Raw genomic sequence first — 14,451 nt, 5'->3', positions numbered from 1 at the left:
GCGCCGTAACGAGTGAAGGCTAGCGTTTTACCCGGGTGTCGGAAGGTCGCTCCATGAACATCTTCCGATAGTCCGTGGCGAACTGCCCGAGATGGGAAAATCCCCAGCGCGTTGCGATCTCGGTGATTGACGACATTTCGTCAGGATCCTGCAATGCCATTCTGACGCGCCCCAGACGCACATCCTTCAGATAGCGCATGACGCCAACATCTCGCCATTGCTGGAATGCACGGTGAAGGGTACGAACGCTGCAATGCGATGCCTCCGCGATGTCGGTCAGCGTCAGCGGTCGTTCCGCGTGTTCCTCGATGAACGCAACGGCGCGTCTCACGCAGGCGGCTGCAAGGCCGCGCTCTGCCGGCACCGCGTCAGTCAGTTGTTCGCCGACCAGGCTCATCAACAGGATCTCTTCTGCCCGCGGGAGCTGCATCGCTCTGAGCGCTGCCGGTGTGTCAGGGTCGAGTAGCTGCCTGACCAACTGAACCGAGGCAAGCCAGCGGTCGCGCCGCGCCGCATCAAACAGCGCTGGCACTGGCACTGCCAAAGGCGGTTCACGCCTCGCGATGCTGCGCCAGATGTCCGCGATTCGGCGTGCATCGACTCGCACGCCCAGTTGAACGTTCTCCGCGCTGTAGCGGAATTCCGATCGCGCATCCGACGCAACCAACACCGTCGACCCGGCCCTGCCTACATGATCGACCGGCCCGCTGCGGGCTTCCGAATGACCCGCCAGGGTGGTAAGAACGAGTGCAAAGTCACCGCAAATCTCAGGCCGGATAGAGATATCGGTCCCATACGCGAACCATGTCAGTGCCATGCCATCACCGTCCAATTTGAACATGGTGACAGGCATCGTTCGGCGCTCGCTGGCCGTAAATCGATACGGGCGATAGACGCGGCCAATCTTCATCCGGGCCAGCTCAAGATCGTCGGACTGAAACAGCAGCGCGCTACGCGGAATGTCGCTACCGGGCAAGAGCGGCGGGAACTGCAATGTCGGAGGATTCAGGCGGGAGCGCCAGTCGTTCATCTCGGGTCTCCTGGTAGTGCGGGAGGCCTTTTTCACGGAAAACGAAAAATGGCGCTCATTCGATATCAGCGGCGCAACTACGATAGCCACCCACAAATGTTCCGGGAATGATGGGGGTGGGTGCAACGCTTGGTCTCGCAACGCAACTGAATGCCCGGGCCGGACGTCACTCCAAGGGCATCATACCGACTCTACTTCCCGCGCGTTCCAATTGTGGGATATCCACTCTTCCAGTACCAGCCAGACGATTCGCGGCAAAGGGCCAGGGCTTATTAAGTCCTCGCACTCAGAATGCGAACCTATGAGGACATGAACATGACAACGCTATATCGCGGCATGAACCGCGCAGCGCTCGACGCTGCTTACAACAACGTCGCAGCCATCCCTGATTTTCCAGTTGTACTGGCCGACTTTCAGATGCGCAGCGCGAAGCTCTACGAGCGCGAGTCGTGCCGTCGTGACCTTTCTTACGGCGACAGCTCCCGTGAGCGCTATGACTGGATCGAATGTGGGAAGCCTGATGCGCCAACGTTCGTATTCATCCACGGCGGCTATTGGCAGAACTGTACGAAAGAAGATTTCGCTTTCATCGCAGGCGGCCCACTCGCAAACGGGTTCAACGTTGTACTCGCTGAGTACACACTGGCACCTGACGCGTCGATGACGCAGATTGTCGGTGAAACCGGTCGCCTGCTTGATCATCTTGCGGCCGATCACGATGCGCTCGGGATAGGAAAGCGGCCGCTCGTGCTGAGCGGTCACTCGGCCGGAGGCCACCTTACTGCCTTGTATCGCGGGCATCCGGTCGTGACGAGTGCGCTGCCAATCAGTGCCCTTGTCGACCTGGAACCTATCAGCTTGTCATGGCTCAACGACAAACTAAAGCTGTCGAGGTGGGAGATCGATGCATTCAGTCCAATCAGGCATATCGATAAGGGTGTGCCCATGGCAGTCGCCGTTGGTGATGCGGAACTACCGGAACTCGTGCGTCATTCGGATGAGTATGCGGGCGCATGTGCGGCCGTCGGCGAGACAGTCGAGTTGGTCCACGTACCAGGCTGCACGCACTTTTCGATACTCGAGACACTCGCTTTACAAGACGGCAGCCTCGCAAAAGCGCTTGTGAGAATCGCCGGACGTTGATACCGCACACCATGGGCTGCACTGGCGCACGACGATGAGTGTAGGTCCATCACCGGCGGGCAAGTTTCTCTCCAGGCCAGTCGGCCACGACGAAGGGTCAAAGAGCGTGGCAACTGATGAACTCAAATTCATCTTCGGATACTTCCTTTGATTATCAGGATTGATCTCATCTCAATTTTGAATGGCCATCGGTATTTTGCTCGTCCCTATTTTTGGGGCAATGCATCCAGCGGTGATGCATCTACATACAAGCAGAAGGAAGTACATGTGAAAGCGATTCTCAAACTCCTCGCATTGTCGACTCTTGTCGCAGCCTCTGGTTGCACCAGCTACAACATCAGCCAGCCGTCGTCACCAATCGACAGCCAGGTCAAGGCCGACTTGAAGGCTGACGTCGCGGTGGGCGAAGCAATCTCGGGACAGTCGTCGGTCAACATCCTGTTTGGCTTCCTCCAGTTCGGTGGCGATAGCCAGTTTGCCGACGGTGTGGCATACGGCGGTGAAGGCAGTGGTGCTCTGGGTGGCCTGGGCCTGGATCCGGTTAGTTCGGTCAAATCCGCCGCGGCATTCAAGGCCGTCAAGTCTTCCGGGGCAGACCTGATCGTTGCTCCTCGCTATGAAGTAAGCGAAGAGAACTACTTCGTCTTCAAAAAGGTCTCCGTAACCGTTAAAGGCAACAAAGGCAACATCCGCAGCATCCGCTAACTCGTGGTGCCATGGACCTCCGGCGCATCGGATCACCGTAGCAGCAATCTTCTCTCGGACTGGCTGCTGCCGATTCGATCTGAGCACGACTGGCTCGCTGAGCTGACGATGGCTTGGAGGTGGGGCATTGAGTCCGCTGGTGTTGCTCCCATTCGCAGACTCTCCGCACCTGCTCGCTTCCTGGAGACGTCCAAATCCTGGTGAAAGCAAATCCCTTAGCCCGTCCCCAGCGGGCTTTTTTTTGAGCCGCGCTCAGTACAAGCAGCCCCCGTAGTAGTCCTTGCCTCATCGAAGGCTGCCCTTACCAAACAATCCGGATACGCCGGCGTTCCGATTGATTACGGCGCCGGGAACCGATCCGCCCGACTCTTTCGCCATTCCCCTCAACCTGGAATCGCGAACATGCATCTCCCCCGCCGCCATCGTTGGCTATTTGCGCTTGTGCTGGGCTGCCTGTCGCCGCTGGCGACTGCCGGTGAGGCTGAGTTGCGAGCTGAACTGGCCGTACTGATGCGCCAGTTCGATGGCCTGGAGCGCCAGGTTGATCACAGTGCAGCGTTGGCCGCTAAGGGGTACACACCGACGGGCAGCCGCTACCACTTCGACTACACCCGTCTGCGCGAAGACCTGCACCGCATTCGAGGCGGCATCCAGGAGTACCTGGCGCCGACCCGTGCGCAACCACGCGACCCTGTCGAATTGCGGGGTGACTACCGCCGGGAGTCTAGGGACAAGGGGGCACCATGATGACCGCTGCTCAAAACGCTGCATTCAAGGCCAACGGCGGTATCGACCCTGGCGTGCTTTCGACCCTGCTGCTCGGACTGCTGTTCGCAACTCTGTTGCTCTGGGGCGTATGGGCCATGCGCACCGCCTACGTAGGCTGGTCTGAGCAGCGCCTCAATCAACGCCAGTTCCTCGCCGTGATCGTGCGCTTTCTCGCGGTGTACCTCGTGCTCGGGTACCTCCTTCTCCGGTAGTTCAACAAAGGCATCTGATATGAAGTTCAAGCACTCATTCACATCATCTCGCGCGGCCGCTTTGATCGCTCTCGCGGGCACACCACTGTTGGCCTTTGATGCCCTTTCTTCTGGTCTGCCGAAGATGGATGCGCCGTCACGCGGTGAGGGCAAGGGCATCCTGCAAACCCTACAGAACTACGGCTATGACATCGTGATGCTGGTGGCCTTGATCGTGGTGGCAGCGATGTTCCTGGGCGTCTGCTACCACGCCTACACCCGCTACTCGGAAATTCATACCGGGCGCGCCACGTGGGGGCAGTTTGGTCTCTCCGTGGCGGTGGGTGCGATGCTGCTGGTCGTTGGCATCTGGCTCCTGACCCAGGGTACGGGTGTGCTGTGATGGGCAGCCAGGGGCAGGACGGCACCGTGGCGTTTCTTCCGCATCGGTTGAATCGCCAGCCAGTGGTCGTGAGGGGATTGACTGCGGACGAACTGTGGATCTGCGCGGGCCTGTCCGGCGTGGCCGGCCTGCTGGCGGGTGTTCCGCTGGCCTGGTTGGTTGGCAGCATCGCCATGGTGCCCACCCTGATCGTGGGCGGCGTCGCCGCCGGGGTGTTCATCGGAGGCGGTGTCCTGCGGCGGCTCAAGCGCGGTAGGCCTGAGACCTGGCTACACCGTCAGTTGCTGTGGCGCCTCGCTCAGGGCTACCCGGCTCTGGCGGGCCGTCTGGGTGGTCAGTTGCTGATCACGCGCTCCGGCTGCTGGAGCACGCACAGGGGCAAGCCATGAGCCGTTTCAAGAACGAAGTGGCCCACCTGTCAGCGCACGTGAAGACGCTGCGCATCGGCGTCGGCGCACTGTTCGTGCTGCTGCTGGTGGTAAGCGGCGGCTGGTGGAGCGCTCCGCGGGACCTGACCATCCACGTGCCTCCGGACCTGCGCTCTGGCAGCACCCGAAAATGGTGGGAAGTACCGCCTGAAAGTGTTTACGCGTTCACTTACTACATCTTCCAGCAACTGCACCGCTGGCCCACCAACGGCGAGGAGGACTACCCGCGCAACCTCCACGCACTGTCGGGGTATCTGACGCCTGCTTGCCGGGCCTATCTGCAGCAGGATTTCGAATCCCGGCGCGTGGCCGGAGAGCTGCGTCAGCGGGTGCGCGGCGTCTATGAAATCCCCGGCCGAGGCTACGGTGACGACCCGAACCTGCGTGTAAAGGTGCTTTCAGACAAGGACTGGATCGTCACGCTCGACCTCAACGCTGACGAGTACTACGGCTCAGAGCCGGTCAAACGGGCGCTGGTGCGCTACTCACTGAAAGTGGTTCGCTCTGACCAGGACCCTGAACGCAATCCGTTCGGCCTGGCGCTGGACTGCTACAGCCAGCCGCCACAGCGTATTTCCATCGCTGCGACATCAGAGGCTGCCCCCTCCAAGGCGATGATCATTGAAGGAGCCACGCCATGACGCGTCTGCTCATCCTGCTTGCCATCAGTCTGCCGCTCTCAGCGCAGGCGGTCGAGATTTTGCGCTGGGAGCGCATGCCACTAGCCGTTCCGCTGCTGGTGGACCAGGAGCGCGTGGTGTTCATCGACCGCAATGTGCGCGTCGGCGTGCCCGCGGAACTGAGCGGCAAGCTGCGCGTGCAGAGTGCCGGCGGCGCCATCTATCTGCGGGCGAATGAGGTCATCGAGCCCTCACGCCTGCAGCTGCAAGACGCCGACACCGGCGCACTGATCCTTTTGGACATCGCTGCGACGGAGCCACGCAAGGATCAGGCTGCGTTGGAGCCTGTGCGCATCGTAGAGGGTGACAACACGTCCAAACGCTATGGAAACGCCGACACTGCCGCCCGTGGCGAAGACCGCGAGGAGAACGAAACAGCCCAGCAGATCGCACGGGAAACACCCGTCCCAGTGGTGCTGACCCGCTACGCTGCGCAGAACCTGTTCGCCCCGCTCCGCACCGTCGAGCCCGTGAACAGCATTGGCCGGGTCAACCTGCGCCGCGACCTGCCGCTCGGGTCACTGCTGCCGTCACTGCCAGTGCATGCCCGTGCGCTGGCGGCCTGGCGCCTGGAGGACTTCTGGGTGACCGCCGTGCGTCTACGCAATACCTCGCCCAGCACATTGGCACTCGACCCGCGCACGCTGCAGGGTGACTTTGTCACGGCAACCTTCCAGCACCCCGACCTGGGGCCCACAGGGCAGCCCAGCGACACGACGGTCGTGTACCTCGTGACGCGTGGCCATGGCCTGGCGGAGTCGCTGTTGCCCGCGACCAGCAAATTTGACGCATCGCTGAACCTGCCGGCGCCTGATGCAGGAGGCGGTCATGAAAAGTAACCGCCTCTTGAAGTGGCTGGTCCTCCCTCTCGTGCTGCTGGTGCTCCTCGTGGGCGTGAAGCTGTTCAGCGGGCGTGGCCAGGCCGGCGATGCGACCGAGAGCGGGCCGCGCCTGACGCCGGAAGAGATGAAGGCTCTGGGTATTGAAGGTGATACCCCGCGCGACACCGTTGCCACCCTGGTCGGCCAGGTCAAGCAGCTACGGACGGAACTGCAGGGCGCACTGGGTGACAACAAGCAGCAGAAGGAAGAGAACGAACGCCTGCGGGCGCGCGAGGCCACGATCGAGCAACGAATCCAGGGCGCGCTTGATACGGAGCGCCAACGCCTGCAGGACGAGCGCTCGGCGATCGAGGGCGAGAAGACCCAGACCGCGGGCATTTTGCAGGAATTGCAGCGGCGCATGGACGGCCTGAGTGCCGGCGGTAGCAGCCAGACGGACCTGCCGGTCGGCCTGGGCCTGGAGGCCGGCGACGGCAAGGGCTTCAGTGGTGGTATGCGCTGGATCGAGCCCGAGGATGCCCGCCCGGCAGAAGGCGCCGGCGGGCGCAGCCCAGGCGCCAAGGCGGCGAGCTTTCCGACCAGTTTCGGGCCAGCCCAGACGGCGCTGGAGCAACCGGGCGAGACCATTCGCCACCGGGATCGCGACCTGGACAAAGCAAGCAGGCTCAAGCCGATCTACACGCTGCCCTCGAACTCGACGCTGATGGGTTCGATCGCCATGACTGCGCTGATCGGTCGGGTGCCGGTGGATGGAACGGTCAACGACCCGTTCCCGTTCAAAGTCCTGATTGGGCCGGACAACCTCACTGCCAATGGCATCGACCTGCCTGATGTGGTGGGTGCGGTTGTCAGCGGTACGGCGTCTGGCGACTGGACGCTCTCGTGCGTGCGGGGGAACATCCGCACGATGACATTTGTATTCAGGGACGGAACGGTGCGCACCGTCCCGAGCACTGACCGCAACGACCGGGACGACAGCAGCAGTGGCAATAGCGAGGGCGCCAGCGGCGTGAATACCGATGGCAGCCTGGGCTGGATCAGCGACCCATACGGTATTCCATGCGTCAGCGGCGAGCGCCGCAGCAACGCCCAACAGTACCTGGGCACACAGGCGCTGATTACCGCGGCCGGCGCCGGTGCAGCATCGCTGATCAAATCCGACAACGGCAACGTCGCGATGGTGGCCGGCAGCGACGGCCAGTTGGGCACCGTGGGTATCTCGGGCAACGAGGCCATGGGCCGCATCCTAGCCAGTGGCGTGCAAGGCATGTCCGAATGGGTCAACAAGCTGTACGGCCAGGCTTTCGCGGCGGTGTACGTGCAGCCCGGTGCCAAGGTCGCGGTCCACCTTGAGCGTCCGATCAACATCGACTACGACCCCAAAGGTCGCCGGGTCGACTACCGCGCAGGAGGTTCGCATGCACCCGATCTTGACTAAGCGCCTGGGTAAACACCTGGGACTATTGGTGGCAATGTCGCTACTGGCCGGCTGCGCTACCAACAAAGAGACACTGCTCCCGCACAGCGACAACACGATGCTCGATGTGTGGGACCAGGAAACCGGAGGAAGTGCTGCCGGCGGCCAGGCACAACGGCGGCTGCTTGATGCTCGCCAGCAACTGCGCCGCCCGCTGCCCCCAGAAGGTTCCGCAGCCATCAACGGCAGTAGCTACACGCGTACTGCGCAGAACGAAATCTACCGCCAGTTCCATCGGCTGCCGAACCCGGATCTGGTCATGTATGTGTTCCCGCACCTGGCCGGCACCGATCCGGTGCCGGTACCCGGATACTCCACGGTGTTCCCGCTGTACCAGCGTGTGCAGTACGCGCTACCGGGCGAACGGCTGGATGACTACTGAACCGTTCGCCGGCTCATCTTCACCGGCGACCGCGCGCCCTGTGCCTCTGCTGCAGTAGCGCCACGTTCGCGTCGATGCGGTGTTGGATCATGCGCAACGTATCTCGAGTGATAAGCCGCGGGTACATGTGATCGGCCATGTCTGTGAACTGGCTGGCCACTTCGCAAATGGCATCGATTCGCCTCCCTGCAACGTCCTGGGGCACTTCGGCTTCCTCGGCAAGCCGAAGCATCTCCTCGCGGGAAATCGATACCGCCTCTCCCATCACGTCCATTTGGTGGTACCCATGCGGCCCCTCGCAGAAGGTCACATCGTAGGCCGGCGCCAGTCTCCACTGACCATCGGGCGCCATGATGTAGGAGAAGTTCTTGGGGTGATCGTCTCGGTTGTTGAAGGCAACGTTGAAGACGGCGCGCTCGAAGGCCACCGCCATTTCTCGCACGTCGTTCGTGCACATCTGCGTTGCCCGCATGAAACTGAAGTAATCCAGCGTCCCCGGCGTCCGGTAGTTGGCCCCCGTAAAGGCGGCGAGGCTCTGCATGGGCACGCGCTGTCCATCATGGCGATCAAAGCGTTTGCTGGCGAACGCTGCCAGGCCATTGGGCAAACTGAAGTACTGCGTGTCCGGAGTCTCGATGGCGCACCTGCGAAGGCATTCGGCGTAGACCATCTCGATGGCGCACACCTCGGGGTGCTCCTCCTTGGCTGGGAACTTGACCAGCCAGGCTTCGAAGCCTGGCACGACGGCCGTGGTGAACCCGCCGGATTGCGGGTCACGATAGACAAGAGCCTTGGGTCTTGCACCTTGGGGCGAGCCGCCAACCAGCAGCAACGTCTGCAGGAACTCACCCCCCTCGCCATGGAGCACCTCCTGCACTTCAGCAGCAAGTTGTTCCAGCGGGATATGGACGTCCGGCGCCTCGCCTTCGGGTGCGACGGGTTCGAACGTCATGGCCCCCATCGCGTTGCTACCGATATAGGCCAACCGCTCCAGGGCGCCAATCCGCGCCGTGGTGAGCCCACGGCGCCTAAACATACGGTCCATCAGCAGCATGCCCCACCCATCGGGCAAGGAGTCATAGACGGGCCCCGGCAGTTGCAACTGATGGTCTGGGAAATCTCGCCGCAACTGGGGACCCTCCAGCGGCAGCTTGTACGACGACAGCTCTAGGCCCTTTTGCCGGGCCTGGTTGCTGTACTCGAACACGATCAGTGGGCGACCGGTGAGGGCGGTCGTGGAGACCAGCGTGCCCCAAAGCCATCGCTCGCCCCAGCCCTCGTAGAAGACATTCACTTGCTCAAGCATTGCTGGGCCTCTTCTTGGTACGGAGGCGCTTTGAGGTTTTCTCGTAGCGCAGAATGTCCTCGATGCTGTCCAGCTTTGGCAGGAACAGACCTTCGAGCTCCTTGACGCGGCCGAGCGCCATCGCCACCCGGACCACGGCTTCGAAACCAACATTGCGCCCGGCTTCCAGATTCGACACGGTGTTGGCCCCGATGCCGGCACGCCCGGCCAGATCGGCCTGGGTCATGCCCAGAGCCAAACGCTCTGTGCGCAAGCGCTGGCAGAGCCGCTTGACGACTTCACTCGGTTTGCTAAAGCTTAAATCCAGCATAGTGTGCCTATGCCCCCTTCTATGCCAGTTAGTACACAAAATTATAGAATTAACCCGACTTCCGTTCAAGTCGCGTAATTCCCACATTCTGTGATTTATCGGCGGATATAGCTGAACGACCACCGCATACGGGAGTTATTAGATCAGCCCCCCAGGGAGAGGCCATCGAACCCTCCCAGGCGGCGCCGGACTATCCGGGGCAGTCCAGAAACACATTGTTGGGGGCACGGCACAGGCCTGCCGACGAGACTGGGCGATACCAACATCCACCACCGGTATCGCGATCGTGACAATCAGCCTCCCTGCTGGGCCCGGCCAGACACCAGAGCCCACCGGCACCTGGACTGAGCCACCTCAGGCCCTGCTTCCGCACAGCAGCACGATGCTCGATGTATGGGACCGGGAAGCCGCGGAAGTGTTGCCGGCGGCCAGGCAGAACGCCGGCTGCTTGATGCTCGCCAGCACTGCGCCGCGCACCGCCCGCCCGGGTGAGTGCTTGGAAGACTACTGACGCGCTCCCGCTGGCTGGTTGCACGCTTCCCGCCTGATGCAGCGTAGAGGCAATCGAGGCCGAGATGGGACCTGAAGAGAAACGAGGAGGTTAAATGCTGCTTCCGTTCGAGCTGGACCCGCAGATCATCCACCACATCGTATACAGCCAAGCGGGCTCCATCGGTAAGGCCCTCATCGAGCTCCTGATGAACTCGGTCGATGCCCACGCGAAGGCCGTAAGGCTTACCCTCAGCAAAGCCGGTTTCGAATGCAGCGACGATGGCAAGGGATTTGCCACTCGCGAGGATGTCGTTCGCTACTTTGGTCGCTTCGGCACACCACATGCAGAAGGCGACTCGACATACGGCCGGTTCCGGCTCGGCCGCGGCCAGATCATGGCGCATGCCAGTACGGTCTGGCGCTCCAGCGCCTGGAAAATGACTGTTGATACGCGGTCCATGGGCTACAACTATGATCTCGACGAGCTGTCAGACTCTTGCTTGGGCTGCGCCATTGCAGGCTGTTGGTATGACGAGCTCAGCGATTCGGAGCTGATGTCGGTCCTGCAAGAGATCCGCGACCTGGTTCGCTACACCCCGATCCGCGTGGAGTTGAACGGGCGCCTGATTACCCGGGATCCTCACGACGAGAAATGGGATGCGGAAGACGATTTCGCCTGGTATCGCGTGAAGGAAGACGGAGCGGTCTCGATCTACAATCAGGGCGTGCTTGTTCGCCACGACCCCGGCCACCTTTGGGGCGCCGGTGGCCTCATCGTGTCGAAGCAGGCGATCAGCCTCAACGTGTCCCGTACCGAGATCCTGCGTAAGACCTGCCCGGTCTGGAAGGCCATCGCCAGGCAGTTCGGGCAGATGGCCGATGCCATCACCTCACGCCTGGGCGACCACCGCAAGACCGAGGCCCGGCGCGAGAAGTCTGCTCGCGCACTGCTGGCTGGCGATCCCCTCATCGCGAATATCTACACCACTGAAGAGGTCATCACCATCCTCCCGGGTAAACGCCACATTTCCCTGGAGAACTTCTTGCGCAGGTGCCGCTCCAGCCAGGGTAAGCAACCGGTCGGGGCGTTTTCCGTGGTGGAAGACGGCTTCGATGTGCCCAAAGGTGAGGCCATTGCGCGCGACGGTATTGCCGTCATCGTCCACCCCAAGACCCTTGAGCGCTTCGGTTGCTACAACGCAAGCGATCTGCTGGAGTGCATCGATCGCATCCATGCCAATCTTCGCGACGACGTTGCCAAGAACCACACCCGGTTCTGGGGGCTCGGCAGGCTCTATCTGCCCGAGCTGATCGCGTTCGCAACGCTGAGCGCCGCCTACGTCGAGCACACCGCGCTCGTGAGCGAGCGTGATGCGCTGGACAAGGAAACACGGCGCGCCTGGATGGCCCTACGCGGCGTACTCCCGCACTATGTCGCCATCTGCACCGGGGGCAATCGCTTTCGCGGTCCGACCGTGCGGGGCGGGAAAGCGCTGCAGGTCTTCCTGGGCCAGTCGACCAGTGCCGAAGCGTGGACTGACGGGCATAGCTACATCGCAATCAACACCAACGTGGTGCAGCACCTCAAATCCCACCCGCTCACAACCGTCACCCGTATCTTCTCTCTCGTTGAACACGAGATCGCACACGAGGGCGATAGTCTTGATTGTGGCCATGACGAAGCGTTCTACCAGCGCTTCCACGACCTCACCATCAAGTACGCCGAACAGCGCCAGTGGTACATGCACTTATGGCTGATGCGGTACACCACCAGCATGGAGAACGAGGGAAAACGTGCTCGTGGTGAAGCGTGGCGCGAACGCTTCCTGATCGACCGCGCAGGCATTAGCCGGGTACAGCGCGGACTAGAGCCAGTAATCGACGACGCACGTACGCTTCCAGTCGCTCTTGAACCAAATCTCGCCGAGGATGAGGCATTCATCGACAAAAACAATGCGCGTTTCGACGCACCCGGACCTCCCGCTGTTGACGAGGGGACAGGTCGATGACAACGCTCCGGCATTGATAGTCAACGCCATGACCCTGCCCACCATCTCACGGAATATGTCGTTCCTATCTGAAATGACCCGAGGAAAGCTCCTGTTCTTGCTGTGTTCGACACTGCTGCAAGCACAATAGGTCGATACTTTACCCCTCGAACCGCACTGGAGCACTGGCATGGATACCCTAACGAGCCTAAAGGTATTCCGCGAGATCGTTGAGCTGAATTCCTTCAGTGGTGCAGCAAAGCGGCTCGCGATTTCAACTGCCATGATCAGCAAACACGTTGCTCATTTGGAGGCAACTCAGCAAACAAGGCTTCTCAATCGGACCAGTCGAAGCATTAGCCTGACCGAATCCGGAAGACTCTACTACAACAGCTGTCGCGAAGCGCTCGACATACTTGACGATGCCGAGGCGCTACTGGGGCACCACAACGGAAGCCCAAGCGGAACGCTGCGGGTGACTGCTCCCCAATGGTTCTCCAATCCTGAGTTCGCACGTATTCTCGTGGAGTATCAACACGCCTATCCGAAGGTAAAGCTGGAGCTTCTCCTGGACAACGCGAAGCATGATCTAGTGTCCGGACGCTACGATCTGGCTCTTCGTGTCACTGACAAGCCGTCACCAACGCTAATCGTGCGACCAATAGCTACTCTGGAATTTGTCTTAGTCGGCACACCGTCTTACTTTGCCAAGTCTGGACGTCCATCCTCTCCGAAGGAGCTGGGGATCCACAACTTCATTCTACCGGTTCTTACAGAGGTCGAGGGTGCGGATATTAACAAAGACCAGGAAGCCGATGCAGTTGTTAGGGGGCGGGTCATACGCTCGAATGACACCACGTTGATTCTCCAACTTGCTCAGTCGGGTTTCGGACTGGCCTATCTGCCGCGCTGGCTGGTCGAAGCAGACTTGGAACAGGGGAAGCTGGAAATGGCCATACCGGGCTACGTTCCGTTCTCTTCACCGCTTTACGCTGCCTATAAGAATCGAAGATTTCTAGCTCCCAAGATTCGCACATTCATCGATTTCATGGCATGTGCACTCAGCCACCTCGATACCGCAGGGGGTGCGGATTGACACTCCATACTCACCAGATTCGATCTTCAATTAAGCGCAACTGATCGGATGGCGAGCGAGCTAGTGCCGAGCTATGGCTCAGCTCTGATTTCAACGCCGCCCCCCATATGCTGATGCACTCAGGCGAGGAGCTTAAATCTTCAAAGGCGGATAAGTACGCTTTGGACTGAGTATGCGCGGCTTTCGACGCGGTAATCGTGCCGCCAGCCACCCGACCACTCTCTTGCTCCCAAGGTTTCCTGATAGGAGATTTATAGTTTCCTCAAAACCTCTTTTTTAATCATAAACACTCCCCTACATTAAGCCTGCATTAATAGTAATGATTATCGATGCTAGAAACTACGAGGCTCGGTGATGAGTAGCTCACTCTGACCTCCTATGCGCGAACTCGGGTGCTCCGGCAGTTCCGCTGTGAAGTTCAGGTGGGTAGATGCGTTGTCTCGCGACCAAGCTGGCAATATCAAAGGGGGGCATATGCGATATGAAGGGCTCAGATCAGCCATTTCGTCCTTGGACGGAGTGAAAGGCGGTTGCACCGCGGCATTCTTTGATCTCGACAATACGATCTTGGACATGCACACCATGATCTTGTTTGCTCGATACCTGTCAGATCTAGCTCGGGTCAGTGACGATCAGGTTTCCACTATGTTGGCAGCGGTGAAGGATGCTGAAAGAGCCGGAGCCACGCGGGAGCAAACCAACGGTATCTTCTTCAGTGTCTTGAGGGGGCTAAGCGAAGAAGAATATCTGCATCTAGGATCGCAATGGTGGGAGCAGGCAGAGAAGAAGTTCGTGGAGCCCATCTTGCGGGAGTTTGAACTCCTAAAAGCACACGACGTGCCGGTTGTTGCCGTTTCGGGCTCATATTCTTGCTGCGTTCGTCCGATCATCCAGAGTCTTGGAATGACCGCAGGATTTGGCTCCGAGCCGGAGATATCCAGCGGCCTCTTGACCGGGAAGGTGCGCGTTCCATTGGTGGGTGAGCAGAAGAAAGCACAACTGCTCGAATACTTGAAAAGCCACGCTGGCCTGAGTTCATCGACGCTAGCCTACGGCGATCATCCATCCGACTTCCCCATGCTCTCGGCAGCATCAAGAGCTTGTTTCGTGCATTCCGGCTCGACCGATGCCGAGACACTGCTTTACGTCCAGTCACGCGGCTGGAGAGTTGTGACCGTCTAGCCCGCTCAGTCCGACCACAGCCAGAAGG

Annotated in this window: 16 protein-coding genes; 13 read left to right on the top strand and 3 right to left on the bottom strand. The window is 60.4% G+C overall.

Annotated elements, in window-relative coordinates; translation table 11 throughout:
• Positions 1-19 precede the first annotated feature (19 nt).
• Positions 20-1,030, bottom strand: a complete 1,011-nt coding sequence (locus PVZ78_RS07250; RefSeq protein ID WP_273828483.1) for a helix-turn-helix transcriptional regulator — start codon at positions 1,028-1,030, stop codon at positions 20-22.
• Positions 1,031-1,345: 315 nt separating this feature from the next.
• Between PVZ78_RS07250 and PVZ78_RS07245 the strand changes: the two genes are divergently transcribed.
• The 10 genes from PVZ78_RS07245 to PVZ78_RS07200 all read left to right on the top strand — a co-directional run bounded on the left by PVZ78_RS07245 (position 1,346) and on the right by PVZ78_RS07200 (position 8,049).
• Entirely contained in the window at positions 1,346-2,173 is an 828-nt protein-coding gene (locus tag PVZ78_RS07245; protein ID WP_273828482.1) for an alpha/beta hydrolase, read from the top strand.
• Positions 2,174-2,440: 267 nt separating this feature from the next.
• Positions 2,441-2,878, top strand: a complete 438-nt coding sequence (locus PVZ78_RS07240; RefSeq protein ID WP_273828481.1) for a hypothetical protein — start codon at positions 2,441-2,443, stop codon at positions 2,876-2,878.
• 402 nt (positions 2,879-3,280) lie between these two features.
• Positions 3,281-3,625: an integrative conjugative element protein, RAQPRD family gene (locus PVZ78_RS07235; protein ID WP_273828480.1), complete on the top strand. Its 345-nt coding sequence runs from the start codon at positions 3,281-3,283 to the stop codon at positions 3,623-3,625.
• Positions 3,625-3,858: a TIGR03758 family integrating conjugative element protein gene (locus PVZ78_RS07230; RefSeq protein WP_273828499.1), complete on the top strand. Its 234-nt coding sequence runs from the start codon at positions 3,625-3,627 to the stop codon at positions 3,856-3,858. The genes PVZ78_RS07235 and PVZ78_RS07230 overlap by 1 nt, the downstream gene beginning before the upstream one ends.
• Positions 3,859-3,877: 19 nt before the next feature.
• Positions 3,878-4,240 carry a TIGR03745 family integrating conjugative element membrane protein gene (locus PVZ78_RS07225; protein WP_273828479.1) on the top strand — a complete coding sequence of 121 codons (363 nt, stop codon included), beginning with the start codon at positions 3,878-3,880 and terminating at the stop codon, positions 4,238-4,240.
• Positions 4,240-4,629 carry a TIGR03750 family conjugal transfer protein gene (locus tag PVZ78_RS07220; protein WP_273828478.1) on the top strand — a complete coding sequence of 130 codons (390 nt, stop codon included), beginning with the start codon at positions 4,240-4,242 and terminating at the stop codon, positions 4,627-4,629. The genes PVZ78_RS07225 and PVZ78_RS07220 overlap by 1 nt, the downstream gene beginning before the upstream one ends.
• The gene (locus tag PVZ78_RS07215; protein WP_273828477.1) at positions 4,626-5,309 is read left to right on the top strand and encodes a PFL_4703 family integrating conjugative element protein; all 684 of its coding nucleotides are present in this window, start codon (positions 4,626-4,628) and stop codon (positions 5,307-5,309) included. The genes PVZ78_RS07220 and PVZ78_RS07215 overlap by 4 nt, the downstream gene beginning before the upstream one ends.
• The gene (locus PVZ78_RS07210) at positions 5,306-6,187 is read left to right on the top strand and encodes a TIGR03749 family integrating conjugative element protein (protein WP_273828476.1); all 882 of its coding nucleotides are present in this window, start codon (positions 5,306-5,308) and stop codon (positions 6,185-6,187) included. Before PVZ78_RS07215 ends, PVZ78_RS07210 begins: the two co-directional genes overlap by 4 nt.
• Positions 6,177-7,628, top strand: a complete 1,452-nt coding sequence (locus PVZ78_RS07205; protein WP_273828475.1) for a TIGR03752 family integrating conjugative element protein — start codon at positions 6,177-6,179, stop codon at positions 7,626-7,628. The genes PVZ78_RS07210 and PVZ78_RS07205 overlap by 11 nt, the downstream gene beginning before the upstream one ends.
• The gene (locus PVZ78_RS07200) at positions 7,609-8,049 is read left to right on the top strand and encodes a TIGR03751 family conjugal transfer lipoprotein (RefSeq protein WP_273828474.1); all 441 of its coding nucleotides are present in this window, start codon (positions 7,609-7,611) and stop codon (positions 8,047-8,049) included. The genes PVZ78_RS07205 and PVZ78_RS07200 overlap by 20 nt, the downstream gene beginning before the upstream one ends.
• 19 nt (positions 8,050-8,068) lie before the next feature.
• On the opposite strand, the gene PVZ78_RS07195 is transcribed toward PVZ78_RS07200, so the two are convergent.
• Together PVZ78_RS07195 and PVZ78_RS07190 are read right to left on the bottom strand one after the other, a co-directional pair.
• On the bottom strand, positions 8,069-9,355 hold the full coding sequence (locus tag PVZ78_RS07195) for a type II toxin-antitoxin system HipA family toxin (protein WP_273828473.1): 1,287 nt from the start codon (positions 9,353-9,355) through the stop codon (positions 8,069-8,071).
• Complete coding sequence (locus PVZ78_RS07190; RefSeq protein ID WP_273828472.1) at positions 9,348-9,665, bottom strand: helix-turn-helix domain-containing protein; 318 nt, start codon at positions 9,663-9,665, stop codon at positions 9,348-9,350. Before PVZ78_RS07190 ends, PVZ78_RS07195 begins: the two co-directional genes overlap by 8 nt.
• 605 nt (positions 9,666-10,270) lie before the next feature.
• Between PVZ78_RS07190 and PVZ78_RS07185 the strand changes: the two genes are divergently transcribed.
• The 3 genes from PVZ78_RS07185 (at position 10,271) to PVZ78_RS07175 (ending at position 14,423) form a co-directional block, all read left to right on the top strand.
• On the top strand, positions 10,271-12,166 hold the full coding sequence (locus PVZ78_RS07185; protein ID WP_337960402.1) for an ATP-binding protein: 1,896 nt from the start codon (positions 10,271-10,273) through the stop codon (positions 12,164-12,166).
• A gap of 169 nt (positions 12,167-12,335) precedes the next feature.
• Positions 12,336-13,241 (top strand): LysR family transcriptional regulator, encoded by a 906-nt coding sequence (locus PVZ78_RS07180; RefSeq protein WP_273828471.1) that lies wholly within the window; start codon positions 12,336-12,338, stop codon positions 13,239-13,241.
• Positions 13,242-13,619: 378 nt separating this feature from the next.
• Positions 13,620-14,423, top strand: coding sequence for an HAD family hydrolase (locus PVZ78_RS07175; protein ID WP_337960401.1), 804 nt, complete (start codon positions 13,620-13,622; stop codon positions 14,421-14,423).
• Positions 14,424-14,451 lie beyond the last annotated feature (28 nt).

Source organism: Pseudomonas sp. SBT1-2 (assembly GCF_028640875.1).
Classification (GTDB): Bacteria; Pseudomonadota; Gammaproteobacteria; order Pseudomonadales; family Pseudomonadaceae; genus Aquipseudomonas; species Aquipseudomonas chlororaphis_I.
Note: the sequence above shows the minus strand (reverse complement) of the source record. Positions and strands in the feature narration are given on the sequence as shown.

Excerpts from the sequence above, each read along its gene's own strand:
- PVZ78_RS07205 (WP_273828475.1), top strand. The coding sequence starts at position 6,177 with ATGAAAAGTAACCGCCTCTTGAAGTGGCTGGTCCTCCCTCTCGTGCTG.
- PVZ78_RS07175 (WP_337960401.1), top strand. The coding sequence starts at position 13,620 with ATGCGCGAACTCGGGTGCTCCGGCAGTTCCGCTGTGAAGTTCAGGTGG.
- PVZ78_RS07190 (WP_273828472.1), bottom strand. The coding sequence starts at position 9,665 with ATGCTGGATTTAAGCTTTAGCAAACCGAGTGAAGTCGTCAAGCGGCTC.
- PVZ78_RS07250 (WP_273828483.1), bottom strand. The coding sequence starts at position 1,030 with ATGAACGACTGGCGCTCCCGCCTGAATCCTCCGACATTGCAGTTCCCG.
- PVZ78_RS07180 (WP_273828471.1), top strand. The coding sequence starts at position 12,336 with ATGGATACCCTAACGAGCCTAAAGGTATTCCGCGAGATCGTTGAGCTG.
- PVZ78_RS07245 (WP_273828482.1), top strand. The coding sequence starts at position 1,346 with ATGACAACGCTATATCGCGGCATGAACCGCGCAGCGCTCGACGCTGCT.
- PVZ78_RS07225 (WP_273828479.1), top strand. The coding sequence starts at position 3,878 with ATGAAGTTCAAGCACTCATTCACATCATCTCGCGCGGCCGCTTTGATC.
- PVZ78_RS07215 (WP_273828477.1), top strand. The coding sequence starts at position 4,626 with ATGAGCCGTTTCAAGAACGAAGTGGCCCACCTGTCAGCGCACGTGAAG.
- PVZ78_RS07220 (WP_273828478.1), top strand. The coding sequence starts at position 4,240 with ATGGGCAGCCAGGGGCAGGACGGCACCGTGGCGTTTCTTCCGCATCGG.
- PVZ78_RS07200 (WP_273828474.1), top strand. The coding sequence starts at position 7,609 with ATGCACCCGATCTTGACTAAGCGCCTGGGTAAACACCTGGGACTATTG.
- PVZ78_RS07195 (WP_273828473.1), bottom strand. The coding sequence starts at position 9,355 with ATGCTTGAGCAAGTGAATGTCTTCTACGAGGGCTGGGGCGAGCGATGG.
- PVZ78_RS07230 (WP_273828499.1), top strand. The coding sequence starts at position 3,625 with ATGACCGCTGCTCAAAACGCTGCATTCAAGGCCAACGGCGGTATCGAC.
- PVZ78_RS07235 (WP_273828480.1), top strand. The coding sequence starts at position 3,281 with ATGCATCTCCCCCGCCGCCATCGTTGGCTATTTGCGCTTGTGCTGGGC.
- PVZ78_RS07210 (WP_273828476.1), top strand. The coding sequence starts at position 5,306 with ATGACGCGTCTGCTCATCCTGCTTGCCATCAGTCTGCCGCTCTCAGCG.
- PVZ78_RS07185 (WP_337960402.1), top strand. The coding sequence starts at position 10,271 with ATGCTGCTTCCGTTCGAGCTGGACCCGCAGATCATCCACCACATCGTA.